Raw genomic sequence first — 26,240 nt, 5'->3', positions numbered from 1 at the left:
AGGCTCAGAGCATGGCCGGCACAACAAGGTCCGGCGGGCGATGCCCATCATCGAAGGTCTTGATATTGATGAGCACTTTCTCACCCATCTCGACCCGACCCTCGATCGTTGCGGACCCCATATGAGGCATCAACACCACGTTGGGCAGCCCGCGCAAGTCAGGATGAATTTCCGCACCATGTTCATAAACATCCAGCCCAGCACCCGCGATCTCGCCGGATTTAAGCAGGCGCACCATGGTATTTTCGTCAATCACTTCACCGCGCGATGTATTGATGATCACCGAACCGGGTTTCATCAACTTCAGTCGACGCGCGTTCAGCAAGTGAAAGGTCGACGGTGTATGCGGGCAATTGACCGAAATCACGTCCATCCGCGCCAACATCTGATCAAGGCTTTCCCAATAGGTGGCGTCAAATTGTTCTTCAATTTCAGGACGTAAACGTCGCCGATTGTGGTAATGTATCTGCATCCCACAAGCCTGCGCGCGCCGCGCAACCGCCGTGCCGATACGCCCCATACCAAGGATACCCAACCGCATGCCGCTGACGCGTCCACCAAGCAATGCAGTTGGCGCCCAGCCGTCCCATTCGCCGGTTTGCATCCGCAACAAACCTTCGCCAATCCGCCTTGTGACCCCAAGGATCAGCGCCAGCGCCATGTCCGCCGTGTCATCCGCCGAGACCCCCGGCGTGTTGGACACCAGAACCCCACGTTGCCGAGCCGACGCCACATCGATGTGATCCACCCCGGCGCCATAGTTGGCAATCAACTTAAGCCGCTCACCAGCCTGCGCGATCAAATTTGCGTCGATCTTGTCGCTCAGCGTCGGCACCAATACGTCGGCCCGGCGCATGGCCTCGGCCAACTCTTCGCGGCTCATCGGGACATCGTTGTCGCGCAATTGCACGTCAAAGAGTTCACTCAGCCGCGTTTCAACCGCTTCTGGCAAGCGTCGCGTCACGACAACACTCAGACGTTGCTTGGGCATAGATTGGCCTCCCGGTCTTTCCAAATCAGCGCGTTGCTGTCACAGTGCCCCACACATCGACGGGGCACAAGAACCCCCGCGAGGTCCAGAGCAGAAAATGTCAGGCAGGATGGTTTTGTTAGGTCGAATATTGCGCACAATTCTAAGTGCGGCGCTGATTTCGGCGCTTTGTTCTGCCGTGGCGGCAGAGGAAAAACGTGGACCGATCACAAACCTGCCCCTGCCGCGCTATGTGTCGCTCAAAGCTCCCAAAGCCAACGTGCGGCGCGGCCCGTCCAGCACCCACCGCATCGACTGGGTGTTTACCCGACGCAACATGCCACTTCAGATTACCGCTGAATACCAACATTGGCGCCGCGTACGCGACATCGAAGGCGCGGGCGGCTGGGTGCATTATTCACTTCTATCGGGCGTGCGCACCGTGATCGTGCAAGCAGACATGCTGCCACTCAAGGCGCGCCCGGCGGAAAACACACCGGTCACTGCGAACTTGGAGTTGGGCGTGATTGCCCGACTGGAAGAATGCACCATCAACTGGTGCAAGCTCAATGCAGGCGGGTACAAGGGCTGGACGCCCAAAGATCACCTTTGGGGCGTTATGCCTGACGAAATCCGCGACTGAGCGCGGCTTTTCGGCAGGCACAAATCATCAGCTAGAAATGCTGTCGCGGATCGCTTGCATGTTCGCGCCATAAACCTCAGGGGCTTGCACTGATCCGCCCTTGAACACTGCGGACCCTGCCACCAGAACATCTGCCCCGGCATCGGCCACCAACGGCGCGGTTTCGGGCGTCACACCACCGTCAATTTGGATGTGAATCTCGCGATCCCCGATCATCTCACGCACACGGCGCGTTTTCTCAACACCTGAGTGAATGAATTTCTGCCCGCCAAAACCGGGATTCACGGTCATCACCAACACCATGTCCGCCAGATCCAGCACATCAGAAATGGCTTCAACCGGCGTGCCGGGGTTCAGCGCAACACCCGCCTTCACGCCTTGCGCTTTGATTGCCTGCAATGTGCGATGAATATGCGGTCCGGCCTCCACATGCGCGGTGATCATATCGGCACCCGCCTCGGCATAGGCTTCGATATAAGGATCCACAGGCGAAATCATCAGATGCACATCCATGAAGGTTTTCACGTGCGGGCGGAACGCTTTCACAGCGGGCGGGCCGAACGTGAGGTTCGGCACAAAATGCCCGTCCATCACATCGACGTGCACCCAATCAGCACCCTGATCTTCGATCGCGCGGATTTCTTTACCAAAGTTGGCAAAATCCGACGATAGGATCGACGGGGCAATTTTTATGGAACGGTCAAAGGACATGGATGTTTCCCCTCGGTGAGGCAATAATTTGAAGACCCTGCAAACCGCAAACACGACACGATTCGACAGTGCCGCGAAAATGCGGTGTGCCACGTCAAAGTGCAACGGCCTTTGCCAAGATCACAAAAATCTCAAATAGGCTAATTTTTCAGCACACCAGCCTTTGTCGCCAAAAAATTAGCCAATTCCGTCCATCACATCCTCCCATCGCCCCACGGAACCCCTGTAACTGCCTGTTCATTGGGCAAATGCACCGCCACGATCTCGGCAAACCGACTGGAGAGCACCATTCCGGCACTTGCCACCATACCCACCGAGACCCAGCCGCGCGCCATGGGCACTGCTTTGGTGCGCAGCAAGTGCCGTGACGGGCAAACTGTGCTCGACGATTTTCGCTTATCTGGTTCCTCCCGTGTTCTTTTTCCACGCGGCCGCGACAGCCTTGAAGCGGTGTTGCTGAATACATCCGGCGGGCTAACAGGCGGCGATCACTTCGACACCGAAATCATCGCTGGGGCCCAGAGCCATTTGACAGTGACCACGCAGGCCGCGGAACGCGCCTATCGCAGCATCGATCACAAACCCGCGCTGGTACACACGTCCCTCACCGTCGAAACCGGCGCCAAACTCAACTGGTTGCCTCAGGAAACCATCGTTTTTGAAGGCGCGCATCTTGACCGGTCTCTGGACATCTCGCTTGCGTCAGACGCCGACTTTCTGATGGTGGAACCAATGATCTTTGGCCGCACCGCTATGGGTGAAACCATTCACAACGCCACTCTGTCAGACCGGATCACCCTGCGCCGCGACACCCGCTTGCTGTTTGCTGACCGCGTCGCTTTCTCTGGCGACGTACAAGCCCATTTGGATCGCCCGACCATTGCGGGCGGCGCGCGTGCCATGGCCGCGCTGCTGTACGCGACGCCGGATGCCGACCGTTTCCTCGCCCCTTTGCGTGATCTTCTACCTGCCAACTGTGGTGTCAGCCTGATCCGCGACGGCCTCATCTTTGCGCGCCTGCTGGCGGACGACGGCCACACGCTGCGCCAAACCCTAATTCCCGCCCTGCGCCTATTGCGCGGCGGCGACCTACCTCGAACCTGGATGCTCTGACACATGCAACTCACGCCAAGAGAAAAAGACAAACTGCTGATTGCCATGGCCGCCGAAGTGGCCCGCAAACGCCTTGCACGGGGCGTCAAGCTCAACCACCCCGAGGCGATCGCGCTGATCACTGACGCCGTGGTTGAAGGCGCGCGCGACGGCCGCTCGGTGGCGGATATGATGCAGGCAGGCGCTCAAATCATCACCCGCGACCAATGCATGGAAGGCATCCCCGAGATGATCCACGAAGTGCAGGTCGAAGCTACCTTTCCCGACGGCACCAAACTTGTGACCGTCCACAACCCCATTCGCTGACCGCAGGAGATTTCTATGCAACGTTTCGCCATTGCCACTTTCGCCCTCACCGCCGCCTCGCCAGCTGCCGCCCACGAAGGGCTGCACCTGAATCCCCACGCCGACAATCCAATTTGGCTTGGCATGATGGTCGGCGGGCTTTTGATTGGCGGCCTCGCGCTTTGGATGGGCACCGGCAAATGATCCCCGGTGAGCTGCTCCCAGCCGAAGGCGATCTGACCCTGAACGAAGGTGCAGAAGTCACCACCTTGATGGTCGCCAACACCGGCGACCGGCCAATTCAGGTGGGCAGCCACTATCATTTTGCCGAAACCAATCCAGCGCTGGATTTTGACCGTGCCGCCGCGCATGGCCAGCGCCTTGATATCGCGGCGGGTACCGCCGTGCGGTTTGAACCGGGCCAGCGCCGCGAAGTGTCCCTGATACCGATCAGTGGCGCGCGGCGTATTTTCGGTTTCAACCAAAAGGTCATGGGACCTCTTTCCTGACCTGATGTTCAACAAAGGAGACTTCAATGACGACTTTTGTGACAGCCCCGATTACCGCCTCGCTCACCGGATACATTCTGATGTCGCGCATTATGGAGCGGCAATTGCGTGCATCCCACGCAGTTACCCGCACTATGATCTCTCCGTTTGCCGCGCCCCGCGCCGCGCCCAAATCAACCGTTATACCAGCGCCTGTACGCAAGGCTGCGCCCAAACGCGCACCAGCCGTCAAGAAGACGATTGTGGCCGCCAAACCCACGCCGAAACCGGTCGAGAAGCCGGTTCTTGTCGCAGAGGCGCCTCCAAAGCCCGTCGCCAAGGCCGCCGTGCCTACCCCCAAACCAGTGACAGCCGAAAAAACGGCCAAAGTTGTAAAGCCTGCGACCTCCACAAAATCGGCAGCAACCGCAAAACCACGCCGGAAAACGGCCAAGACTGCCGTCTCAGATGTGTCGAAACCAGAACCCAAGACCTCCATGCCGACAATGGACGCCAAGGCGCAAAGCGCGCCCGCGAAGCTGGACACGTCCAAACCGGCGCCTCGCAAACGCCCGCGCCTACCCTCGTCGCCGCCGGCCATGCCACCGTCTGCAAAGCCGAAGAAGAAAACATAAGGGCGGCGCGCCTGCGCCTGCCCCTCCAAAAAACGAGACGCACCTGATGCCCGCAAAAATCTCACGCTCCGATTACGCCGCCATGTTCGGCCCCACAGTGGGCGACAAGCTTCGCCTTGCCGACACCGATCTCGTGATCGAAGTCGAACGCGACCTAACAGCCGAACGCGCCAGTGCCGGAAACGCGCTGGCCTACGGCGAAGAAGTCAAATTTGGCGGCGGCAAAGTGATCCGCGACGGGATGGGCCAAGCCCAAACCACCCGTGCCGAAGGCGCCGTGGACACCGTTATCACCAACGCGCTGATTGTGGACCATTCCGGCATCTACAAGGCCGACGTTGGCCTGCGCGACGGGCGCATCGCCAAAATCGGCAAGGCAGGCAACCCCGACACGCAACCCGGCGTCGACATCATTGTCGGGCCTGGCACCGAGGCCATCGCGGGCGAAGGCAGGATCCTGACCGCAGGCGGCTTTGACAGCCACATCCACTTCATCTGTCCACAACAAATCGAGGATGCGCTGCACTCTGGCCTGACCACAATGCTCGGCGGCGGCACTGGCCCTGCGCACGGAACGCTCGCCACGACCTGCACGCCCGGTCCTTGGCACATCGGCCGCATGTTGCAATCGGCGGATGCATTTCCAATGAACCTCGCCTTCGCCGGCAAAGGCAACGCGTCGCTACCGGCAGCTCTCGAAGAACAGGTCAAAGGCGGCGCCTGTGCGTTGAAATTGCACGAAGACTGGGGCACCACGCCCGCCGCGATTGATTGCTGTCTGACGGTGGCCGACGCGATGGATGTGCAGGTGATGATCCACACCGACACGCTCAATGAATCCGGTTTTGTCGAAAACACCGTGGCCGCCATGAAGGGTCGCACCATCCACGCCTTCCACACCGAAGGCGCAGGCGGCGGACACGCCCCCGACATCATCAAAATTTGCGGCGAAGAACACGTGCTGCCGTCGTCCACCAACCCGACGCGGCCCTTCACAGTCAACACCGTGGACGAGCATCTCGACATGCTGATGGTCTGTCACCACCTCGACAAATCCATTCCCGAAGACGTGGCTTTTGCCGAAAGCCGCATCCGACGTGAAACGATTGCGGCCGAAGACATTCTGCACGATATGGGCGCGTTTTCGATCATCGCGTCCGACAGCCAAGCCATGGGCCGCGTTGGCGAGGTCCTGATCCGCACTTGGCAAACCGCAGACAAGATGAAGAAACAACGCGGGCGGTTGGCCGAGGAAACCGGCGAGAACGACAATTTCCGCGTCCGACGCTACATTGCAAAATACACCATCAATCCGGCCATTGCGCACGGCCTCAGCCAGCACATTGGCTCTATTGAAGAAGGCAAACGTGCTGACCTTGTGCTCTGGAATCCTGCATTCTTTGGCGTCAAACCAGAAATGGTGCTGATCGGTGGCTCGATTGTATGTGCGCAAATGGGCGATCCAAACGCGTCGATCCCAACACCACAGCCGGTCTATTCCCGTCCGATGTTCGGCGCCTATGGCCGCGCCGTAGAAAACGCCGCCGTAGTATTTGTGTCAGAGGCCGCTCAGGCCGACAGCATCGGTGCGTCGCTTGGCTTGGCAAAACAGACGTTGGCCGTGCAAAACACCCGCAACATCGGCAAATCTCACCTGAAACTCAATGACGCTACGCCTGAAATAGAAGTGCACCCGGAAACCTATGAGGTACGCGCGGACGGTGAACTTCTGACCTGTCAACCTGCCGAAGTGCTGCCGATGGCGCAGCGCTATTTCATGTTCTGAGGCGCTCAAATGAACTTCGTTAACCCTTTGAGAATGCTGCGTTGCAGCGGACGCAAGACAGCTATGACAAAAGCAACCCTACACATGGCAACGAACCTGACGCATATTTGCACCCAAGGGAGGACCAAAGTTTTTACAAACGAGGTTCGAAATGGCACTGACAGATACAACTCACACCACCGCCCCGATTTCTCTGGGCAAAATATTCGCTGCACCATTCCAGGCAATCGGCCGCTTCTTCGTGGCGATCATGGAAAGCAACAGCCGCATCAAACGCGTCGACGCGCTGAACGCGATGTCCGACGAACAGCTGGCAGCACGCGGCCTACGTCGCGAAGACATCGTACGCCACGTGTTTGGCGACTATATGCACCTGTGATCGACTCGGGCCTTGGGGGTGTCGCATGACTGCAATCCCCACCGCCCGCGCCTATCACGGCCACGCACATGCCCCGGCATCGGGGCGTGTGGCCCTGAACTACGAAGACCGATTTCTACGCCGCAAAACCCTGCAGCTTGAAGACGGCAGCCGCATCCTAGTAGACCTGCCCAAAACCGCCTCGCTTGATCATGGCGGGGTTCTAGTGTTGACGGATGGCACCGAAATCACCGTGACCGCCGCGCCCGAAGCGTTGATGCAGGTCACCTCCCACGACCTCACGCGCATTTCTTGGCATATCGGCAACCGCCACACCCCTTGCCAAATCGAAACCAATCGTCTCTTGCTGCAACCCGATCACGTGATCCGCGACATGCTGGCGTTACTGGGCGCAACTGTCACCGACGTGACAGAGCCTTTCACGCCCGAAGGTGGCGCCTACGGACATGGCCGCACCCACGGCCACGACCACAGCCATCCTCATGCGCATGATCACACGCACGATCACGGCCATGACCACTGATCCAATCCTGACGTTGACCCAATGGCTCTCGCCCGCCTTTCCGGTCGGCGCGTTCACCTACAGTCATGGATTGGAACATCTGGTGGCCACCGAAGCGATCACAAATGCCGCGACCTTTTCCGAGTGGCTCACGGACACATTGCGCTTTGGCGCGGGCCACAACGACACCATCTTGCTCACTGCGGCCTACAAAGCCAGCGACGGGGGCCTGCAGGAAATCGACGACCTCGCCCGCGCCCTCGCGCCAAGTGCCGAGCGTCTGCTTGAAACGGATCAACAAGGCAGCGCCTTTGCCCGCACCATCGCAGCCATCCATAACATTGATCTTGCCGCCCTGACCTATCCGGTGGCCGTCGGCCACGCCGCCCGCCTGCAAGACCTGCCACTAAGGGACACCGCCCGGCTGTTCTTGCACGCGTTTGCGGCCAACCTGACCTCGGCAGCCACGCGCCTCGTGCCTTTGGGGCAAACCGAAGCACAGACCGTCCTGCTGAAAACCGCCCCGCTATGCCAACAGATTGCCGACAAAGCGCTCACTGAGACAATCCACGACATTGCCTCAACCACATTTGCCTCCGACATTGCGTCCATGAACCATGAAACGCAGTATTCGAGGCTTTTCCGATCATGACTTTTCTTGCAACGCTTCTGACCATCACTCTTCTTGTCCCCGCGGCCCTGCATTTGCTCTGGGCCATCGGCTACTGGACCCCGATCAAGGACGAGGTCGCCCTTGCTCGCGCCACAGTCGGGGCCAAAGACATCACCCGCATGCCGCCTGCCGTCCCTTGTGCCGTGGTTGCGATGGCGCTGCTATTTGCGGCGATCTTGCCGCATATTCCCGCCTTCCCGCTGCACAGCCTTCTGATGAGCGGCGCCGCCGTTGTCTTTCTTTTGCGCGGTGCTATCGCCTACACCCCGTTCTGGCGAAAAATCTTCTGCGAAGAGCCCTTCGTCACGCTTGACCGCCGCCTTTACAGCCCGCTGATCCTTGCGATCGGCGTGGCCTTCCTCATTTTACGCCTACAAGGAGCCTGACATGGCATCTCCCAACGGTCCTCTACGTATTGGCATCGGCGGCCCTGTCGGCGCTGGCAAAACCACCCTGACCGCCAACCTGTGCCGTGCCTTGCGCGACAAGCTCTCGGTCGCGGTTGTGACAAACGACATCTACACCCGCGAAGACGCCGAGGAACTGATGCGTCAACAGGTTTTGCCACTTGAACGTATCAAAGGCGTGGAAACCGGCGGCTGCCCACACACGGCAATCCGCGAAGACGCCTCGATCAACCTCGCCGCAATTGATGAGTTGAACCGCGAGATACCCGATCTCGACGTGGTGCTGATCGAATCCGGCGGCGACAACCTATCGGCAACGTTCAGCCCCGAACTCGCCGATCTGACGATCTATGTGATCGACACGGCCGCTGGCGAAGAGATCCCGCGCAAAGGCGGTCCCGCGATCACCCGCTCTGATATTCTCGTCATCAACAAAACCGATCTCGCCCCCTATGTGGGCGCCTCGCTTGAAGTGATGGAGCGTGACGCCACCAAAATGCGCGGCGACCGGCCTTTCGTTTTCACCTCCCTGCGCCATGGCAAAGGCTTCGAGGCCATCCTGCCGCTAATCGGCGAGATGGGCGGCATTCCAGAGCTGATCGCACAATAAAAAGGCACTGTCGGCTCAAATCATATACCGACAAATACGGACTATCCACGGTGAAGCCCCTGCGGTAACCTCTCGCTTGAAATGGCACCGAAGCCATTCAATGGGAGGATATCATGAAGAAATTTTTGGGCCGCACTGCTGCGGCTGCACTCACGTTGGCATTTGCAACCGAAGCTATGGCCACCGAATGGAACGTCTCTGTATGGGGCAAACGCCGCGCCTTTACCGAGCACGTTGAGAAACTGGCTGAACTCGTCAGCGAAAAAACCGGCGGCGATTTCACACTGAACATCTCTTACGGTGGCCTGTCCAAGAACCGTGAAAACCTCGACGGCATCTCGATTGGCGCGTTTGAAATGGCGCAGTTCTGCGCTGGCTACCACCGCGACAAAAACCGCGTTGTAACCGTGCTGGAACTGCCGTTCCTCGGCGTGGCCAACCTGGCCGAAGAAGTGGCCGTGTCCAAAGCTGTTTACGCGCACCCCGCTGCAGCCGAAGAAATGGAACAGTGGAACGCCATGCTGCTGATGACATCCCCGATGCCACAGTACAACTTGGTTGGCACCGGCGAGCCGCGTGACACATTGGCAGCCTTTGACGGCATGCGCGTCCGCGCAACCGGTGGTCTGGGCAAAGCGTTCGAAGCTGTGGGCGGCGTTCCAACGTCCGTGACCGCAACCGAAGCTTATCAGGCAATGGAAAGCGGCGTGGTCGACACGGTTGCGTTTGCCCAGCACGCGCACCTCGCGTTTGGCACCATAAATCAGGCCGAGTGGTGGACTGCGAACCTCAACCCTGGCACCGTGAACTGCCCGGTTGTTGTGAACATCGACGCCTACGACATGTTGTCTGATGACCACCGCGCAGCGCTGGACAGCTCCGTTGACGAAGCACTGGATCACTACGTTGCCAACTACGGCACCCTGCTTGAGAAGTGGGACAGCGTTCTGGCTGAAAAAGGCGTCGAAAAAGTCATGATCGACGACGCTGTTCTGGCCGAATTCCGTGCCACGGCTGCTGATCCGATCCGAGACGCATGGATTGCCGACATGGAAGGCCAAGGCCTGCCTGGTCAGGAACTCTATGACCTCGTCGTCAAGACTTTGGCTGACCACCGCGCCAGCAACTAAATTTACCAAAAACCGAAACGGCCCCGTCAATGCGCGGGGCCGTTTTGCATAAGAACGAGGGGATGACTAATGGCCGGTGCTTCTGCCGTGTTTGAGGACGACAGCCTGCTTTCCAAGCTGGATCGCAACTTACTCAAACTGGAAACCTTTTTCGCGCTGCTCAGCGGCTTCGCCGTCTTCAGCCTCATGTTTCTCGCCGCCTATTCCGTAGGTGGCCGGAAATTCTTTGCCTCACCCTTGTCTGGCTACGTCGATTACATCGAAGTCCTGATGCCGCTGATCGCTGTCATGGGCATCGCCTTTGTACAGCGTGACGGCAGCCATATCCGCATGGACATGGTCATCGGCCAACTACGCGGCCGCGCGCTTTGGGGCGCCGAACTCTTGTCCGTTACCTTGATCCTTTTGCTAATGATCGCGCTGACGATGGGAGCATGGGCACACTTTGACCGCTCGTTTGACTGCGCCCGCCCGCTCTGTTCACGTGACAGTTCGATCGACATCGGCCTGCCGATATGGCCATCCAAGCTGATCGTTCCCCTCGCCTTTGGCGTCATGTGTCTGCGCCTTATGATTCAGGTCTGGGGCTACGCACGCGCCTTTGTTCTCAACATCCCAAATCCGGTTGCCGTTCCTCTGGTTCAATCCATCGAGGAACAAGCCCGCGCCGAAGTCGATCAGCTCGGAGGCAACGACAATGGATAATATCACCATCGGCCTTTGGGTCACCGGCGGCATGCTGGTGCTTGTTGTTCTGGGCATGCGCGTGGCCTTTGCTGCCGCGCTGGCAGGCTTTATTGGCATCGTCTGGATCTTCTGGGCGAAGTTCGGTTATGCGCCCGAAAAATTCCTCTATTGGAACGAACGCCGCGAAATCTGGGACGGCGCGCTTGGCAAATCCATCGCCATTGCCGGCTCTGTGCCGCATTCCAAAGTCTCTTCTCAGGCGCTCAGCCTGATCCCCACGTTCATCCTGATCGGCTACCTTGCCTATTACGCGAAACTGACCTCCGCGCTGTTTGAGGCCGCCAAACGCTGGATCGCATGGGTGCCGGGCGGCTTAGCGGTTTCCACCATCTTCGCCACCGCAGGCTTCGCTGCCGTGTCGGGCGCTTCCGTCGCGACGGCGGCGGTTTTTGCCCGCATCGCCATCCCCGAGATGCTCAAGGCAGGGTACAACAAACAATTCGCCGCTGGCGTTGTGGCTGCTGGCGGCACATTGGCCTCGCTCATTCCGCCCAGCGCGATCCTCGTGATCTACGCCATTATTGTGGAACAGGACGTGGGCAAACTGTTGCTCGCGGGCTTCATCCCCGGCGCGTTTTCCGCGATCATCTATGCCGCCATGATCATCGGCATCGCCGTTGTGTTCAAAAACGTTGGCCCTCCTGTGACCGGTTTCACATGGCGCGAGCGTTTCGCATCCCTGCCACCTGCGCTGCCGATTGTGGCGGTGGTCGTGATCATCATCTTCTTTGTCTACAATCCCTTCGGCGACGCGTGGGGCACCCCAACCGAAGGCGGCGCAGTTGGCGCATTCATCGTCTTCCTGCTCGCGCTCATCCGTGGCATGCGCTGGCCGGAACTGAAACTGGCTCTGCTGGACACCGCGAAACTCACGGTGATGATCTTCACCATCATTTGGGGCGTGTTGATTTATGTACGTTTCCTCGGGTTTGCAGACTTGCCGGGTGCATTCTCCGATTGGATCACCTCCCTTGAAATGTCCCCTTGGCTGATTCTCGTGTGCATCCTTCTGGCCTACGCAGTGCTTGGTATGTTCATGGACGCCATTGGTATGTTGCTGTTGACCCTGCCGGTTGTTTACCCAGCCGTGATGGCGCTCAACGGCGGCGAAGCCGTAACTGCGGCCGAAAGTACGTTTGGCATGAGCGGCACCATGTGCGCGATCTGGTTCGGCATTCTGGTGGTGAAAATGGCCGAGTTCTGTCTGATCACCCCACCCATCGGCCTCAACTGTTTCGTGGTCGCAGGGGTTCGTGATGACCTGACGGTACAAGACGTGTTCAAAGGTGTGACGCCCTTCTTTATCGCTGATGCTGTGACCATCGCGCTGCTGGTGGCTTTCCCGTCAATTGTGCTCTGGCTGCCATCCCTAGCGTGAATTTGACCAAAGTCATGATCTCCTGAGTTGAGCCGCGCACTGCGCGGCTCTATTCATTTGGCATGATGAAGAAAAACGCGCTCCGCTCCGCCCTCGTCGGCCTCCTGTCTGTTGGCTTGTTGACCCTATCTACCACCGCGTCTGAGGCACGGTGCAAGGGCACCGATTTGCGCAAAGGCATCAGCGCGCAGGACCGCGCCAAATTCGCGCAACAAGCCGCCCGTATCCCTTTTGCCGAAGGCATCATATGGGAAGCCCGCAAAGGCGATCAGACCATCCACGTCGTGGGCACGCACCATTCCGGTGACGGGCGTCACCGCAAAGTTGTCGCCGACGCCTCCAAATTCTTAAAAGACGCTGACCTGCTGATGCTCGAAATCCGCACCAAGGAAATCGAACCGCAATGGGACGCCGTCTTTAAAAAACCCGGTGTTTTGTTGCGCCAACGCGGCCCGTACATGAGCCAACTGCTGCGCAAAGACCTGTGGGAACAGCTCAGCTTGCGCATGCAACTGCACGGCTTCACCCCCGACGAACTCAACCGCATTCAGCCCTGGTTCATCACCGGCTCTGTGGTGCACGGTGATTGCGACCCCTTCGCCTGGAACCGCTCCAAAGGCGTTGACGCTCGGCTTGAACGGGTCGCCCGCACCAAACGTGTGCCGACCATGTCACTTGAGACCGTTGAGGAAAGCCTGCGCACGATTTCCGCCGAGCCGATCCGCAATCAGGTCAAAATGCTGGAGTGGGATATGCTCAGCAAAGCCGAAATCGCCAATGCGACGGTCACACTTCGCAACGGCTATTTTGACGACAAGCTGACAGAAGCCATGCTGATCAACGAAGCCTTCAGCTACCGCGATTTGAAAGTCTCTCGCTCCGAGGTCTCCCGCCTGATGCGCAGTCGGGACAAGTACATTCTGGATGAGCGCAACAAAAACTGGATGCCACGCATCCTGTCGCGCAAAGAAAAGCGCATCATGGTGGCCGTGGGCGCGGCCCATCTTCCCGGCCAATATGGCGTGCTGAACCTGCTCAAAAACAAGGGCTACACGCTGACGATGGTGAAACGGTAACCCTTCGGAGACCACTGTCTCAACCCGGATGCCCGACGCCATGGCCAACTTGCGGGCCATGGGCTTCTATGATCTAGTTGCACCATGGGGAGCTCGAGGCAAAAGGCTGAAATGCATATTTTTCAAGGTGCTGTAGCCGATCTCCCCGAAGGCGTCCGGTTTCTGGAATATGACAAAATCGCTGATGCGCGTGGGTCGCTGATCCCGTTTGACATGGATAAACTTCCGTTTCTTCCGCAAAGGCTTTTTCTCGTGGAAGGGGCGCAAGGTGGATCCCGACGTGGCCAACACGCGCATCGCACCGCCCAACAGCTTTTCTGTTGTGTCTCAGGTCGCGTAGGTATTCAGGTCCGCAATGGCGCGCAATCTACCCGGTTTGATCTGGTTCCGGATGGCGTCGTCGCGCTCATCGAGGCCGGAACATGGAGCGCGCAAACCTACCGGTCCAAAAAGGATCGCCTTCTCGTCCTGAGCAGTGAGCGGTATTCCAAAGACAGCTATTTGGACTAACCTGCTGTCTAAACGGAAAAGGACGCAAAATATTGGCGACGCAAAACATGGCAGATCCCGAGGTCACAATCTGCATCCCGACATACGAGGCGGAGGCCTTTATTGCGCGGACGCTGGGATTTGCCACAGGCCAGACGTTGCCCAACATCCGCATCCTGATTTCGGTGGATCAATCCAGCGACAGCACCGCCGCCATTTGCCACTCAATTGCCGCAACAGATCCGCGCATTGAGGTTTTTGAACATAGCACGCGGGTCGGATGGGCCGGCAACGTCGCAGGTCTTATCCGGCGTGTGCAAACTCCGTATTTCTTCATCTATTTTCACGACGATTTTGTCTCCCCCCATTATTGCAAACGCATGGTTCAGGCGCTTAAGGCCACGTCGAATACCGCCAGCGCAAACTGCAGCCTCGATCTGATCGGCCGCGCCCAAAAACGCATACCCGCCCACAGATATGACCTCGACCCGGCGAACCGGATGCTGACAATGCTGGCCAATCATCAGGTGCCCGGCGCACCGCTCAGAAGCATGATCCGCACAGAGGCGCTTGATATTGCCAACTTGCTACGCCCCGGCATCGGACCCGGAGAGATGTTTCAGGCCTATGGCCTGCACACGGCCATTATGTTGGCAGGCCCCGCCATCGGTGTGGACGAGCCGCTTTACACCCGCTGGATGCGCGACAACGCCTTAACCACCAGCGCTGAAAAGCCCGACTGTCGCGACCTTCGCAAGGTATGGGTAACCAATCTGGATCGCCTTTGGCCCTATCTTGAGGCCCGCATAGCTGACCCGCAGGCGCTTGCCCTGATCAAACACAGCTTTGTGCTGCGCGCAGTCTGGCAGATCCTGAACGCAAAAGATGTGTCTCGCGCCTGCCTGCAAGACATCTGGCACCAGCGCCCGATGCTACCGGAACTGCTGGACACACCATCGACGGACTGCGTCAGCGCCACGGTGTCGCAAGACGTTCTTGCGTTTCGCGCCCAAGTGTCAGATCGCCTTGACCACCTGCCCAAGGCTCGCGTGTCATGACCAAGTCTGTTGCCGTATTGGGGGCGGGCATCATGGGCATCGCCACCGCGCTCCAGATGGCGCGCCGAGGCGCCAAAGTCTGCCTGTTTGACCAACAGTCGACACTGATCAACGGTGCCAGCCGCTGGAACGAAGGCAAGATCCATCTGGGCTATCTCTATGCTGGTGACCAAAGCGGAAACTCCGCCCGCGCCATGCTCGCCGCCGGACTGGCGTTTCGCCCCCTAATCGAAGACCTTATTGCAACCTCGCTTGCCGGCCATGTCACACAGCATTCCGACACCTACATCGTTCACCCCGACTCCGTCGTGCCGCCCACAGCAGTGGCCGCACATTTCGCCCATGTGGATGACATGATCAGCGATCAAAATACCTCCGGCAGCCTCGGTGCTCAACATCCCACGCGACGTTTGTCCCGATCGACTTTGGACCAGCTTTCAGGCGGACACGGCTTGGATGGCTTTGAGGTCCCCGAATACTCAATTGACACACAATGGCTCGCCGACCGCCTGACCGACGCAGTCGAGGCCACGCAAAATATTGAACTGATCCTCGGCGCCAGAGTGGACCGCGCGACACCGACAACCTCTGGTATGCTTGGCCCTTGGACAGTGCACACCAGCGATCAAATAAGCCACGGGCCTTTCGATGTCGTCGTAAACGCCCTCTGGGAAGGCCGTCCCGTTCTGGATCTCGCCTTGGGTCTTCCGGTCGCAGAAGAAGGCCTGCACCGCTTTCGAAAATCCCTGTTTGTCACCACGAAACATCCCTGCGATGTGCCCAGCCGGGTGTTTGTCGTGGGTCCATTTGGGGATCTAAAAAACTATGACGGCACGCGGTTTTACGTGTCGTGGTATCCCGCCGGTCTTTTGGCGCAGGGAGAGGGTATAGCTCCGCCTTCTGTTGAGCACGACAGGTCTGATCAGGACATCATCGACCAAACCCGCACACAAATTGAACGCCTCGCGCCGGACATAGCACAGGTCTTTCAGTCCGCCAGCAACATCAAAGTCGAAGGCGGCTGGGTCTACGCGCAAGGACGGGGACGACTGGATCAGGCCTCTGCGAGCATCCACCGTCGCGACAAATACGGCATCGTGCAAACCGGCGACTACATCAGCGTCGACACCGGAAAATACTCGGTGGCGCCATTCATGGCGCATAGGATCGCCACGATGATCACCCCCTGACCAAAACGCCAGAATCACGCCGTTCCTGTAGTGCGCATTCGGGACAGCTTTCCACACCCCCGCGCTTTTTGTTCCATAAATACCTGCGCCGCAGGCATCCCACCGCTTCAACCGACGCGTCATTTGCGCTATGAGCGCCAAAACCGCCGTCAGGGACAGCCATGATTCAACTCACCAATGTCAGCCTCGCCTTTGGCGACCATCCTGTGCTGCACGACATTTCCCTGACCCTGACCGAACGCCGTATCGCCGTGATCGGCGCCAACGGATCGGGTAAATCTTCTTTTGCGCGACTGCTGAACGGTCTGGCTCTTCCCACTTCCGGCACTGTCGCCATCGACGGATTTGACACCGCCAAGAAAGGCAAAGACGTGCGCGCCCGCGTCGGCTTTGTCTTTCAGAACCCCGACAATCAGATTGTCTTTCCGGTGGTCGAGGAAGACCTCGCCTTCGGTATGAAAAACCTTGGTTTGGACAAAGCCACCATCGACGCGCGCATCACAGAAATCCTCGCGCGATACGACATGACCGACATGCGCGAACATCCCGCGCATTTGCTGTCCGGCGGCCAAAAACAGTTGCTCGCGATCTCAGGTGTCTTGGTGATGGCGCCGCAGTATATCGTGTTGGACGAGCCAACCACGCTTCTTGACCTGCGCAACAAGCGCCGCGTGACACGTGCTCTGAGCGCGCTCGATCAAACGCTGATCCACGTCACCCACGACCTTGACCAGATCACCGACTACGACCGCGTGATCGTGATCGACGAGGGCCGCGTCTTTGCCGACGATGTCCCGTCCAAAGCAATCCCGATCTACACAGAGTTGATGGGCTGATGCTGGACCTCTATACGCCGGGCAAATCGATCTTCCACCGCACTTCTCCGGGGCCGAAATTTCTGCTGCTGCTGATCGCAGGCACGACGCTGTTTTTTGTCGACGCGGTGTGGGCCCCCCTTTTGGCCTTATGTGCCACGCTGGTGCTCTATCGCGTCGCGGGTCTGCCCCAACGCAAAGCACTTGAGCAACTTCGCCCCGTTCTTTGGTTGTTTCTGTTTTTCTTTGTCCTGCAATGGTGGCTGAGCGGCCCATATCTGGCAGCATTTGTTGTATTGCGACTGGCAGCACTTCTGCTGTTGGCCAGTCTCGTCACCCTGACCACACGCTCCAGCGACATGATCGACACAATCACCCGCAGCTTGCGCTTTCTGCGCCCGATTGGCGTGAATCCGGACAAAGTCGGCCTCGCGATTTCGCTGGCCCTACGCTTTATACCCGTACTCAGCAATATCACCACCGAGGTGCGCGAGGCGCAAAAAGCGCGCGGTCTGGAACGCTCGGTGCTGGCTGTGGCCATGCCGGTCGCCATCCGCACGATCAAGATGGCGGACGATATTTCCGATGCCATCGACTCCCGAGGATATCGTTCCTAATTCCGCACCCAAGTCGCCCTCTGCCCTTGTTGCTGCCCCGCGCGGATTTTACCCCACGCCAAATTTTGCGCCGCAAGGCGCATTCCAAGATCAAACGCACGGGACAAAAACGCCATGACCACCAAAGACATCGTCTACATCGCGCTATTCGCAGCCCTTACAGCCGCGCTCGGAATTGTCCCGCCCATTCCCACTGGCTTTGGCATCAACATCACCGCGCAATCTCTGGGGGTCATGTTGGCTGGCAGCCTCGCCGGTGCACGTCGCGGCGGGTTGGCCATGATGCTGTTTCTCGCGCTGATCGCCATTGGACTGCCACTGTTGGCCGGCGGGCGCGGCGGCATGGCGGCTTTGGTTGGGCCTTGGTCCGGCTATGTGTTGGCTTGGCCTCTTTGCGCCTTCCTGATCGGAGCCCTGCTGGCGCGCCGCAAGGACGCAAACGTCTGGCTTATTGGCGCAATCATCGCGTTTGGCGGCATCGTCGTCATGCACGCCTTTGGCATTGTCTGGTATGCGATCTTCTCAGAAATCCCGTTGGGCGTGGCCTTTGTGAACAACTCTATTTTCATCCCCGGAGATTTGGTAAAGGTCGTTATCGCCGCGCTGCTGACCAACGGTCTGCGCCGCGCCTATCCAAATCTCTGAGGACGCGCTTGCCACTTCGCCACGCACTTGACCATCACGCCCGCCAGCGCCCCGACGCGCTGGCGGTCTCTATTTCCGGCACACCGCTGACCTATAGCGCGTTGCTTAGGCGGCTACAGCGTCTGCATGCCGCGCTGACTGCCTTGCCGAGCCGCCGCAATGCCGACTTGACGCTGCCAGCCGAATCCCGCCTCTTCGCTGTTGCCATCGGCAACCACCCTGCCGCCGCCACACTCCTTCCAGCAGCACTTGCCACGCCGCACGCCGTGATGTTGCTGGACCCGCATTGGCCTGCGGCCCTGCACCAACGCATGTTGACAAAACTGCCACCGGATGTGGTTTTTTGCCTGTCCACACAAACGGCCCTCATCGACGCCGCTCAACGCCTGAACATCCCGGCCATCACCGTGGACACCGACGCGTTTGAAGCGTTTCTTGCAGACCCAACGGACCTGCCTCTTACGTCTCCGCGCGACACATTCATGGTGGGCTTCACCTCCGGCACCACGTCCGAACCCAAGGCCTTTGCCCGCGCCCGCCACAGTTGGCGCGCATCGCTGGATGCCTCCCGACTGGCCTTTGCCCTTACCGACAAAAGCCACACCTTCTCGCCCGGCCCACTGGCGCACGGCATCTCGCTTTATGCGCTTGCCGAAACCCTCGACCTCGGCGCTGCCTTTCACACGATCACGCGCTTTGATCTGACCGACGCGCACCGCGCCATGTCAGCCACACGCCGCATCGTCGCTGTACCGTCGTTGCTCGCCGCGCTCTGCCATGGCACCCCACAGAATCAGGTGATCGAGATCACCACCGCTGGCGCCAAGCTCGACCCCGCCCTGCTCGCAAAGGCCCGCGACTTCTTTCCCCGCGCCCGCATCCATGAATACTACGGCGCCTCCGAACTGGGGTTTGTCAGCCTCAACACCCATGGCCGTTCCTCCTCCTCCGCCCCCGCCAACTCCGTCGGCCACCCTTTTCCACATGTCGCGCTTTCAGTCCGCGAAAACGGCTCCGAAGTTGCCCAGGGCCAACCCGGCACCATCTTCGTGCGCGGCGATCTTGCCATCGAAGGCTACCTCTGGGGCGGCCGCCACTCCGGCTTCCGGCGCGAAGGTCCATGGGCCACAGTGGGTGACCTTGGCAAACTCAATTTTGATGGCTCACTTACGCTTTTGGGCCGAGAGGGCGGTATGGTCATCACCGCGGGCCACAACGTCTATCCGCAGGAAATCGAAACCGCGCTCTCTGAAATTCCCGGCATCACAACGGCGCTGGTCCTTGGCCGCACGCATCCATCGCGGGGTCAGGAACTCGTCGCGATGCTGCAAGGTGACACGCCGCTTGAGGAGATCCGCAGCCAACTCGCCATCCGGCTGCCGCGCTACAAACTGCCCCGCCGCTTCTTTCGCGCCTCCCAATGGCCCCTGACCAGCAGCGGCAAACCCGACCGCGCCACGCTACTCCGCTGGCTCGAAGAAAAGGATGCCCGCCTTGCCCCGCTTCACCCTGCCAGCTGATCGCCAACCGGTGATCATCGCCGCAAGGCGCAGCGCCATAGGCCGCGCACGTGGCATGTTTACCTCGCTTGACGTCGAAGACCTCGCCGCACCCGTGATGCAGGCCGCGATCTCTGACGCCAACATCGCGCCCACCCAAATCGACGAGGTCATCCTTGGCAACGCTGCAGGTCCCGGCGGCAACGTCGCGCGCCTTGCAGCGCTGCACGCCGGCCTGCCCGCGGCCATCCCTGCCGTAACAGTCGACCGCCAATGTGGCTCCGGTCTTGAAGCGATTTGGCAGGCCTGCCTGCGTATCGCATCCGGCTCAGCTACCTGCATTCTCGCAGGCGGCGTCGAAAGCCAAAGCCGCGCACCTTTGCGCACCCTGCCTGCCAGCGGTGATCTCGCAGAACACCGCTACGTGCGCGCCCGCTTTGCACCCGAAGCTATTGGCGATCCCGACATGGGCGAAGCCGCCGAAAACGTCGCTGAAACCTACGGTATCTCCCGCGCCCGCCAAGACGCCTTCGCCGAACGTTCCCAATCCCGCGCCGCCGCTGCGCAAACCGCAGGCGCCTTCAGCGCCGAAATCGTCGCCATTGCGGGCCAATCCCAAGACGAATGCATCCGCGCTGGCATGACCGTGGCCCGCCTCGCCCGTCTGCGGCCAGCTTTTCGCAAAGGCGGCACTGTCACAGTCGGCAACGCCTGCCCGCTCAACGACGGTGCTTGCGTTGTTATCGTCACGTCGGCAGCCCGCGCCAAATCCTTTGGCCACACAACCGCGCTGGCTTTTCTGGACGCCACCGCAGCAGGCGTTGACCCCAACCTGCTCGGCATCGGCCCCGTCGTGTCCACCCAAAAACTGCTGACGCGCAACCCCGACCTGTCGATTGATGCGCTCACTCATCTCGAATTCAACGAAGCCTTTGCCTCCCAGACCCTCGCCTGCCTCGACGCGCTCGGAATCCCTGAAACTTTGCCCAACCCGCAAGGCGGCGCCATCGCGCTTGGCCATCCCTTTGGCGCGTCCGGCGCTATCCTCGTTACACGGCTATTCTCCCAACTGATCCGCACCCCTGCGCCCCAAGATGCGCTTGCCATGGCCATGATCGGCATCGGCGGTGGCCAAGGCATTACGGCGGCGTTTTCACCAACGTCCTTGTAATTTCTTTCCGGTTCTAAATACCCAAATGCAAAACGGGGCCGCACCGCGACCCCGTCTCAATTTCACACGCTGATCAAACCGATCAATCTTCTTCAGGAGGCAGTCGAACTGCGCCCAGCGACGCGTTTGCAACATGCGCGGCATAGACCTTAAGCGCCGTAGACACTGCCCGCGGCCGCCCTTCGGCTTTCCACGATTTCTTGTCCGCCTGCGGATGCGCGGCCCGACGACGGGCAATTTCCTCATCCGACACATCCAGATGGATCGACCGCTCGGGGATCGAGATGGTGATCCGGTCGCCATCCTCCACCAAAGCAATCAAGCCTTTCTCAGCCGCTTCCGGCGAGGCGTGGCCAATCGACAAACCAGCCGTCCCGCCCGAGAACCGCCCATCCGTCAAAAGCGCACAGGTGGTGTCGAGCTTTTTCGACTTCAGATATGCAGTTGGATACAGCATCTCCTGCATGCCCGGCCCGCCTTTGGGGCCTTCATAGCGGATGACCACAACCGAGTTCGGCTTCACTTTGCCGCCCAGAATGCCGTGCATACTGTCTTCCATGCTTTCAAAGACCACAGCCGTGCCCTCGAATTCATACATCTCTTTCACAACGCCAGCCGTCTTCACGATACAGCCCTGCTCGGCCAAGTTGCCCGAAAGTACGCAAAGCCCGCCTTCTTCGGAGTAGGCATTGGCGTAATCGCGCACACACCCGTCCTCGATGTCGACATCCAATTCCGTATACATCCGCGACTGGCTGAACGCCTGCGTCGTGCGCACACCACCGGGGGCCGCGATAAACATGTCATGCGCCTCATTGCCCGCGCTTTCACGCCGCACATCCCACTTGTCCAGGAACTCGCCAACGGTCTTCTCATGCACAGTCGAGCAATCTCGGTGAATTTTGCCTTCACGGTCCAGCTCGCCCAAGATCCGCGCGATACCACCTGCGCGGTGCACGTCTTCCATGTGATACTTTGGCGTCGACGGCGCCACTTTACAAAGATGCGGCACTTCGCGGCTCAGACGGTCCATGTCGGCCATGGTGAAATCTACTTCGCCCTCATGCGCAATCGCCAACAAGTGCAGCACCGTGTTGGTGGACCCACCCATCGCAATGTCCAAAGCCATCGCATTTTCAAAAGCCCTAAAGTTGGCAATCCCGCGCGGCAGCGCAGTCTCATCCCCATCTTTGTACCAGCGTTCACACAGCTCCACGATCCGGTGGCCAGCCTCTTTAAACAGCCCACGCCGTTTGGAGTGCGTCGCCAACAGCGATCCGTTGCCCGGCAACGCCAGACCGAGCGCTTCGGCCAGACAGTTCATCGAGTTCGCCGTGAACATACCCGAGCAAGATCCGCACGTCGGACAGGCCGAGCGTTCCAGCTTGTCAACTTCGTCCTGACTGCGGTCTTCATCGGTCGCGCCAACAATCGCGGTCACGAGGTCGGCCTTGTGCTCACCATCGGACAAAATGACCTTGCCCGCTTCCATTGGTCCACCCGACACAAAGATCGCCGGAATGTTCAGACGCATCGCCGCCATCAACATGCCGGGCGTGATCTTGTCGCAGTTGGAGATGCACACCAATGCGTCGGCACAGTGCGCGTTCGCCATGTATTCCACGCTGTCAGCGATCACTTCGCGGCTTGGCAGAGAATACAGCATCCCGTCGTGGCCCATCGCAATGCCGTCATCCACGGCAATGGTGTTCATTTCTTTGGCAACACCACCGGCTTTTTCGATCTCACGCGCCACAAGCTGGCCCATGTCCTTAAGGTGCACGTGACCGGGGACAAATTCGGTGAACGAGTTGACCACCGCCACAATCGGTTTGCCAAAGTCCTCGGTTTTCATACCTGTTGCACGCCACAGCGCGCGGGCAGCGGCCATACGGCGGCCAAAGGTCGAGGTCTTGGAACGAAGATCGGGCATCTTTTGCTCTCCTGCGGATGGCGTGGGCACCCTTCCGGCACCCGTTGCATGTCTGATCAGAACGGGTGCCACTCCAAAAGAGGATTTGCAAGAGTTGGCGGAAATTTTGTTGCCCAAAATTGGCCAAAACGCTTTCACAAAGAACGCAGCCGATCACATTCACGCAATCGACCTGAAAAATTCAGGCTTTCGCCACCGCCTGCGCCAGAAAACCGGCGACATCTTTGCTTTCAATGTCGCGAAAGTTACGTAACTTCAAATGGCGTCGTGCTTTGCCTTTGCCTTCCAGATGACCTGCCGGGTCATTCAATTGCGCGCCTTGTGAGAACTCAAACGACACATGGGCTTTGTAGACGAAATACCCGCCGACCAACGTTGCAGCAACCCCTGCTTCACGCTCCAACACCTGCCCGCCATACATGCCACGCCCATGCAATTCGGGTGCCGCATCAGTAATCACCCGCTCCAAAGCATCCACGATATCGGCGGCGTCCATCATTCTGTCCCTTTATCGATGGGCGAGGCGATTTCCACTATGCACCCGTTCATATCCCGCACATACGCCACAACCTGCCCCCAAGGTTTTGTCTCGGGCGCGGTCACAGGCGTGCAGCCTTCCTCGACAGCTTTGGCGAAACCTCCCGCCACGTCGTCAGTGACGAAACAGATCTCCCACCCCGCAGGCACTGCCGCCTTTTCATTGGGCGCAAAGGCCAGCCCATTCATCTCGGCCGCGCTGTCGGCGGCAAATGCCAGTGCGGTCTCACCCGTCTCCATCTCGGCATACAGGTTGCTTTCATGCACAAAGCGCTGCGCCAGGCCAAATGCGGTTTCGTAGAATGCGACCGTTGCGGGCACATCAGCTACATAAATGATTGTGTATCCAAGTTTCATGCCCTCACCTTACCGTGGTCCAAGCCCCCGATCTTGAACAAATCGGACATCGTCAAAATTGACCTGCCGCGCCAAACAATCCCTGCCCAGATCCGGCCACACCGGGCAAAATCAACTCCGGTGGCACGCGTCCCGGCGAAATCCCTCCAAACCGCCGCACCGCACGGCTCAGATGCGCCTGATCGGCAAAGCCTGCTTCAAACGCCACCTCGCTCAGCGACACACCACCCCGCACCGCCAATCGCAACGCGCGATGAAAGCGCACCAATCCGATGTATGTCTTCACCCCAAGCCCGACTGAGCTTTGAAACAGCCGGCCCAAATGCCGCGCGGTGACACCAACCCGCGCCGCCAAATCCGTAACACTGACCCGTCCGCCAGTCAGGTGTATCTGCTGGACCGTTCGTGCAACGCGTGCATCCACATCCCGATACGCCAAGACATCCGGCACATCCAATAATCCCGCGCGCAGCTCTGCCTCACGGGGTGCCATATCCACCAATTCAGCCAATGCCGGCACCAATGTCACAGCCTCCGCCCCGCGCCGCACCTGATCCTTTGCCGCCCGTATTGCCTTGCCCCACACAGCGACCCCGCGCTCTGGCCGCACCCGCACGCCAACCCAGCCATCGCCCGCCGCATAGCGTATTTCATACGGCTGCGTCGCTGGCCCCGTAACCACTGGCTGAACCGTGCCCCTCTGGCCTTCACGAAACCGCAAAATCAAATCACACCGCCCGTCTGGCAGGATAACTCCACGGCCCGAAGATGTGGCAACATAGGACCACACCGCCTCGACAGAACGCGACTGTTGTGGTGTGACAATCGCCTCTGAATATCCCATTGGTATCGGCAAACCTGCGCCCTTTCTTGATCACCTTGCCATCTTGGCGCGGCTGTCCCAAAGGTCAAATCCCAAGTTTCACCAACAGCTTGCCCGCCCGCGGTCGTCGCCCTAGGGTGGCGGAAACTGCAACAGGACAAATCCAATCTCCGCCCAGCCAAACATCCCCCGTTCGATCTTTCAGACATGGAAGACAAAAGACGTCACCGCGATGGACCGCCCGATGCAGCGATGGATTCTGTCGTGGGAAAAACAAAACCCCGACTGGCACGTGGACTTCAACGATGATCAGGATTGTCTTGCGCTCATAAGCGACGTGTTTCCCGAACATCTCGACACCTACATGGCCCTCAATCCGGTAGAACGGTCCGACTTCTGGCGCGTGCTTGTCCTGCTGCACCACGGTGGACTTTACTCGGATGCAGACACCATCTGCCGCAAACCGCTCTCAAGCTGGATCGATCCAGACGACGAGGCCGTGATCGGCATCGACGGCGACTACCTCAACAAGTTCCCCAACTGGCAGCCCACCGGTCACGTAAAATCCGGCGGCGCTTACAACCTTGATCTGTGGTGGCGCGATAATATCGTTGCGTTCTCCAACTGGACCTTCGCCTTCAAACCCGGTCACGACATTCTCGCGGAAACCGCCCGTCGCATCGCCATAAATGCGCATGACCCGTTTTTCACCCGCGACCATCCCGACTGGACCATCAAAAAAACCGGCCCCGGCGTCTTCACCGATGTAATCTATGACTGGCTGGCTGAACGCGGTCATTCCGCCCCTGATCTGGTGCGCCACCTGCGCAAAGAGCGGTCTGTCCTCATCGACGGCGTGCGTTTTGTGGACCGCCCCGCGCTGCACTGGCGCGAGGTCAAGCATTTCGGCATGGGCAGCTGGAAACCCATGTCGATTGTGGTCGCTTGGCGAAAACTCTCCCGCCACTGGCAATAATGCGGTCGCTCAATGGCCGATCGTCAAATGCGCCAACAATTCCGCCGCATTCCTGACCTCAAATCGCTTGAGCAACCTCGCCCGCACGTCCTCGACCGTACGCGGACTTAACCCCAACTCACGCGCTATTTCCTTGCTGGTCATCCCACGCCCCAAGCCGCCAACCACCTGCCGCTCCCGCTGGCTTAGTGACACAGGCGGGCCATCGTGAATAACCGCAAAACTCATCACCAGCCGCGCCAGCGGCTCCGCGGGTGTCAGCGTCTGCGCCCGAAACCGACACCAGATCTGCCCACCATCTGCGCGTCGCATCATGCGCTCGTCACTATAGGCATTGTCGCGCTGCAACGGCGCCATCCCAATGTCCCGCACCCGCTCAAATTCGGCCGCGCTGTCATACAGCAGCCGAAACGATTGCCCCACCAATGCCCGCCGCGCATAGCCCAGCATCTCGGCAAAACCGCGATTGCAGGCCCTGATCACCCGATGTTCAGTCACCACAATCCCCACCGGCGCGGCCTCGTAAGCCAGCATATCCCAATCCATATCCATCCCCTTCGAACCGTAATCCTACGGTATTGATACCGTAGCGTGTTG

General features: G+C 59.2%; 33 protein-coding genes. 25 read left to right on the top strand and 8 right to left on the bottom strand.

Annotated elements, in window-relative coordinates; translation table 11 throughout:
* Positions 1 to 4: 4 nt before the first annotated feature.
* Complete coding sequence (locus SHIM_RS01165; RefSeq protein WP_054000783.1) at positions 5 to 991, bottom strand: 2-hydroxyacid dehydrogenase; 987 nt, start codon at positions 989 to 991, stop codon at positions 5 to 7.
* Between the two features lie 109 nt (positions 992 to 1,100).
* Between SHIM_RS01165 and SHIM_RS01160 the strand changes: the two genes are divergently transcribed.
* Positions 1,101 to 1,613, top strand: coding sequence for an SH3 domain-containing protein (locus tag SHIM_RS01160; RefSeq protein ID WP_054000782.1), 513 nt, complete (start codon positions 1,101 to 1,103; stop codon positions 1,611 to 1,613).
* Positions 1,614 to 1,640: 27 nt separating this feature from the next.
* On the opposite strand, the gene rpe is transcribed toward SHIM_RS01160, so the two are convergent.
* Both rpe and SHIM_RS20295 read right to left on the bottom strand, forming a co-directional pair.
* The gene (rpe, locus tag SHIM_RS01155; RefSeq protein WP_054000781.1) at positions 1,641 to 2,324 is read right to left on the bottom strand and encodes a ribulose-phosphate 3-epimerase; all 684 of its coding nucleotides are present in this window, start codon (positions 2,322 to 2,324) and stop codon (positions 1,641 to 1,643) included.
* Positions 2,325 to 2,518: 194 nt separating this feature from the next.
* Positions 2,519 to 2,659 carry a hypothetical protein gene (locus SHIM_RS20295; RefSeq protein ID WP_193749840.1) on the bottom strand — a complete coding sequence of 47 codons (141 nt, stop codon included), beginning with the start codon at positions 2,657 to 2,659 and terminating at the stop codon, positions 2,519 to 2,521.
* Between SHIM_RS20295 and SHIM_RS01150 the strand changes: the two genes are divergently transcribed.
* The 23 genes from SHIM_RS01150 (at position 2,658) to SHIM_RS01045 (ending at position 21,017) form a co-directional block, all read left to right on the top strand.
* Positions 2,658 to 3,437, top strand: coding sequence for an urease accessory protein UreD (locus SHIM_RS01150; RefSeq protein WP_054000780.1), 780 nt, complete (start codon positions 2,658 to 2,660; stop codon positions 3,435 to 3,437). The two genes, SHIM_RS20295 and SHIM_RS01150, sit on opposite strands and share 2 nt — an antisense overlap.
* Before the next feature lie 3 nt (positions 3,438 to 3,440).
* Entirely contained in the window at positions 3,441 to 3,743 is a 303-nt protein-coding gene (locus tag SHIM_RS01145) for an urease subunit gamma (RefSeq protein WP_054000779.1), read from the top strand.
* A gap of 15 nt (positions 3,744 to 3,758) precedes the next feature.
* On the top strand, positions 3,759 to 3,926 hold the full coding sequence (locus tag SHIM_RS20290; protein WP_193749839.1) for a hypothetical protein: 168 nt from the start codon (positions 3,759 to 3,761) through the stop codon (positions 3,924 to 3,926).
* Complete coding sequence (locus SHIM_RS01140; RefSeq protein WP_054000778.1) at positions 3,923 to 4,231, top strand: urease subunit beta; 309 nt, start codon at positions 3,923 to 3,925, stop codon at positions 4,229 to 4,231. The genes SHIM_RS20290 and SHIM_RS01140 overlap by 4 nt, the downstream gene beginning before the upstream one ends.
* Before the next feature lie 26 nt (positions 4,232 to 4,257).
* A complete protein-coding gene (locus SHIM_RS20095) occupies positions 4,258 to 4,845 on the top strand; it encodes a hypothetical protein (protein ID WP_152926365.1) in 588 nt (195 codons plus the stop codon).
* A gap of 46 nt (positions 4,846 to 4,891) precedes the next feature.
* The gene (gene ureC, locus SHIM_RS01130; RefSeq protein WP_054000776.1) at positions 4,892 to 6,631 is read left to right on the top strand and encodes an urease subunit alpha; all 1,740 of its coding nucleotides are present in this window, start codon (positions 4,892 to 4,894) and stop codon (positions 6,629 to 6,631) included.
* Positions 6,632 to 6,782: 151 nt separating this feature from the next.
* Complete coding sequence (locus tag SHIM_RS01125; protein WP_241488758.1) at positions 6,783 to 7,010, top strand: DUF1127 domain-containing protein; 228 nt, start codon at positions 6,783 to 6,785, stop codon at positions 7,008 to 7,010.
* Positions 7,011 to 7,035: 25 nt separating this feature from the next.
* Positions 7,036 to 7,533 carry an urease accessory protein UreE gene (gene ureE, locus SHIM_RS01120; protein WP_054000775.1) on the top strand — a complete coding sequence of 166 codons (498 nt, stop codon included), beginning with the start codon at positions 7,036 to 7,038 and terminating at the stop codon, positions 7,531 to 7,533.
* Positions 7,493 to 8,164, top strand: coding sequence for an urease accessory protein UreF (locus SHIM_RS01115; RefSeq protein ID WP_241488757.1), 672 nt, complete (start codon positions 7,493 to 7,495; stop codon positions 8,162 to 8,164). The genes ureE and SHIM_RS01115 overlap by 41 nt, the downstream gene beginning before the upstream one ends.
* Positions 8,161 to 8,571, top strand: a complete 411-nt coding sequence (locus SHIM_RS01110; RefSeq protein ID WP_054000774.1) for a DUF3995 domain-containing protein — start codon at positions 8,161 to 8,163, stop codon at positions 8,569 to 8,571. The genes SHIM_RS01115 and SHIM_RS01110 overlap by 4 nt, the downstream gene beginning before the upstream one ends.
* Position 8,572: 1 nt before the next feature.
* The gene (gene ureG / locus SHIM_RS01105; protein ID WP_054000773.1) at positions 8,573 to 9,202 is read left to right on the top strand and encodes an urease accessory protein UreG; all 630 of its coding nucleotides are present in this window, start codon (positions 8,573 to 8,575) and stop codon (positions 9,200 to 9,202) included.
* A gap of 113 nt (positions 9,203 to 9,315) precedes the next feature.
* A complete protein-coding gene (locus SHIM_RS01100) occupies positions 9,316 to 10,332 on the top strand; it encodes a C4-dicarboxylate TRAP transporter substrate-binding protein (RefSeq protein WP_054000772.1) in 1,017 nt (338 codons plus the stop codon).
* 69 nt (positions 10,333 to 10,401) lie between these two features.
* Entirely contained in the window at positions 10,402 to 11,037 is a 636-nt protein-coding gene (locus tag SHIM_RS01095) for a TRAP transporter small permease subunit (protein WP_054000771.1), read from the top strand.
* Complete coding sequence (locus SHIM_RS01090) at positions 11,030 to 12,457, top strand: TRAP transporter large permease (protein WP_054000770.1); 1,428 nt, start codon at positions 11,030 to 11,032, stop codon at positions 12,455 to 12,457. Before SHIM_RS01095 ends, SHIM_RS01090 begins: the two co-directional genes overlap by 8 nt.
* 62 nt (positions 12,458 to 12,519) lie before the next feature.
* Positions 12,520 to 13,533: a TraB/GumN family protein gene (locus SHIM_RS01085; protein ID WP_054000769.1), complete on the top strand. Its 1,014-nt coding sequence runs from the start codon at positions 12,520 to 12,522 to the stop codon at positions 13,531 to 13,533.
* 111 nt (positions 13,534 to 13,644) lie between these two features.
* Positions 13,645 to 14,043, top strand: coding sequence for a sugar 3,4-ketoisomerase (locus tag SHIM_RS01080; RefSeq protein WP_054000768.1), 399 nt, complete (start codon positions 13,645 to 13,647; stop codon positions 14,041 to 14,043).
* A gap of 32 nt (positions 14,044 to 14,075) precedes the next feature.
* A complete protein-coding gene (locus SHIM_RS01075; protein WP_152926363.1) occupies positions 14,076 to 15,080 on the top strand; it encodes a glycosyltransferase family 2 protein in 1,005 nt (334 codons plus the stop codon).
* Positions 15,077 to 16,270 (top strand): NAD(P)/FAD-dependent oxidoreductase, encoded by a 1,194-nt coding sequence (locus SHIM_RS01070; protein ID WP_054000766.1) that lies wholly within the window; start codon positions 15,077 to 15,079, stop codon positions 16,268 to 16,270. The genes SHIM_RS01075 and SHIM_RS01070 overlap by 4 nt, the downstream gene beginning before the upstream one ends.
* Before the next feature lie 161 nt (positions 16,271 to 16,431).
* A complete protein-coding gene (locus SHIM_RS01065) occupies positions 16,432 to 17,106 on the top strand; it encodes an energy-coupling factor ABC transporter ATP-binding protein (protein ID WP_054000765.1) in 675 nt (224 codons plus the stop codon).
* The gene (locus tag SHIM_RS01060) at positions 17,106 to 17,702 is read left to right on the top strand and encodes an energy-coupling factor transporter transmembrane component T family protein (protein ID WP_054000764.1); all 597 of its coding nucleotides are present in this window, start codon (positions 17,106 to 17,108) and stop codon (positions 17,700 to 17,702) included. Before SHIM_RS01065 ends, SHIM_RS01060 begins: the two co-directional genes overlap by 1 nt.
* A 114-nt stretch (positions 17,703 to 17,816) precedes the next feature.
* Positions 17,817 to 18,347, top strand: a complete 531-nt coding sequence (locus tag SHIM_RS01055) for a biotin transporter BioY (RefSeq protein ID WP_054000763.1) — start codon at positions 17,817 to 17,819, stop codon at positions 18,345 to 18,347.
* A gap of 8 nt (positions 18,348 to 18,355) precedes the next feature.
* Complete coding sequence (locus SHIM_RS01050; protein ID WP_054000762.1) at positions 18,356 to 19,867, top strand: AMP-binding protein; 1,512 nt, start codon at positions 18,356 to 18,358, stop codon at positions 19,865 to 19,867.
* Positions 19,842 to 21,017, top strand: a complete 1,176-nt coding sequence (locus SHIM_RS01045; protein WP_206541354.1) for a thiolase family protein — start codon at positions 19,842 to 19,844, stop codon at positions 21,015 to 21,017. The genes SHIM_RS01050 and SHIM_RS01045 overlap by 26 nt, the downstream gene beginning before the upstream one ends.
* A gap of 82 nt (positions 21,018 to 21,099) precedes the next feature.
* Here the strand turns inward: SHIM_RS01045 and ilvD are convergent, their stop codons facing one another.
* From ilvD to SHIM_RS01025, 4 genes are all read right to left on the bottom strand, one after another.
* Positions 21,100 to 22,950 (bottom strand): dihydroxy-acid dehydratase, encoded by a 1,851-nt coding sequence (ilvD, locus tag SHIM_RS01040; protein WP_054000858.1) that lies wholly within the window; start codon positions 22,948 to 22,950, stop codon positions 21,100 to 21,102.
* Between the two features lie 181 nt (positions 22,951 to 23,131).
* The gene (locus SHIM_RS01035; RefSeq protein ID WP_054000760.1) at positions 23,132 to 23,449 is read right to left on the bottom strand and encodes a DUF1801 domain-containing protein; all 318 of its coding nucleotides are present in this window, start codon (positions 23,447 to 23,449) and stop codon (positions 23,132 to 23,134) included.
* On the bottom strand, positions 23,446 to 23,844 hold the full coding sequence (locus tag SHIM_RS01030; protein WP_054000759.1) for a VOC family protein: 399 nt from the start codon (positions 23,842 to 23,844) through the stop codon (positions 23,446 to 23,448). The genes SHIM_RS01035 and SHIM_RS01030 overlap by 4 nt, the downstream gene beginning before the upstream one ends.
* A gap of 52 nt (positions 23,845 to 23,896) precedes the next feature.
* Positions 23,897 to 24,688 (bottom strand): helix-turn-helix domain-containing protein, encoded by a 792-nt coding sequence (locus SHIM_RS01025; RefSeq protein WP_054000758.1) that lies wholly within the window; start codon positions 24,686 to 24,688, stop codon positions 23,897 to 23,899.
* A gap of 223 nt (positions 24,689 to 24,911) precedes the next feature.
* Here SHIM_RS01025 and SHIM_RS01020 point away from each other — a divergent pair, with 223 nt between their 5' ends.
* Entirely contained in the window at positions 24,912 to 25,643 is a 732-nt protein-coding gene (locus SHIM_RS01020) for a glycosyltransferase family 32 protein (protein WP_193749838.1), read from the top strand.
* A 9-nt stretch (positions 25,644 to 25,652) separates the two neighbouring features.
* Here the strand turns inward: SHIM_RS01020 and SHIM_RS01015 are convergent, their stop codons facing one another.
* Positions 25,653 to 26,189 carry a PAS and helix-turn-helix domain-containing protein gene (locus SHIM_RS01015; protein ID WP_241488756.1) on the bottom strand — a complete coding sequence of 179 codons (537 nt, stop codon included), beginning with the start codon at positions 26,187 to 26,189 and terminating at the stop codon, positions 25,653 to 25,655.
* Between the last annotated feature and the right edge of the window lie 51 nt (positions 26,190 to 26,240).

The sequence above is a fragment of the Shimia sp. SK013 genome, assembly GCF_001292625.1.
Taxonomy (GTDB): domain Bacteria; phylum Pseudomonadota; class Alphaproteobacteria; order Rhodobacterales; family Rhodobacteraceae; genus Shimia.
The sequence above is the reverse complement of the archived record's forward strand: the minus strand, read 5'-3'. Positions and strand labels throughout refer to the sequence as shown.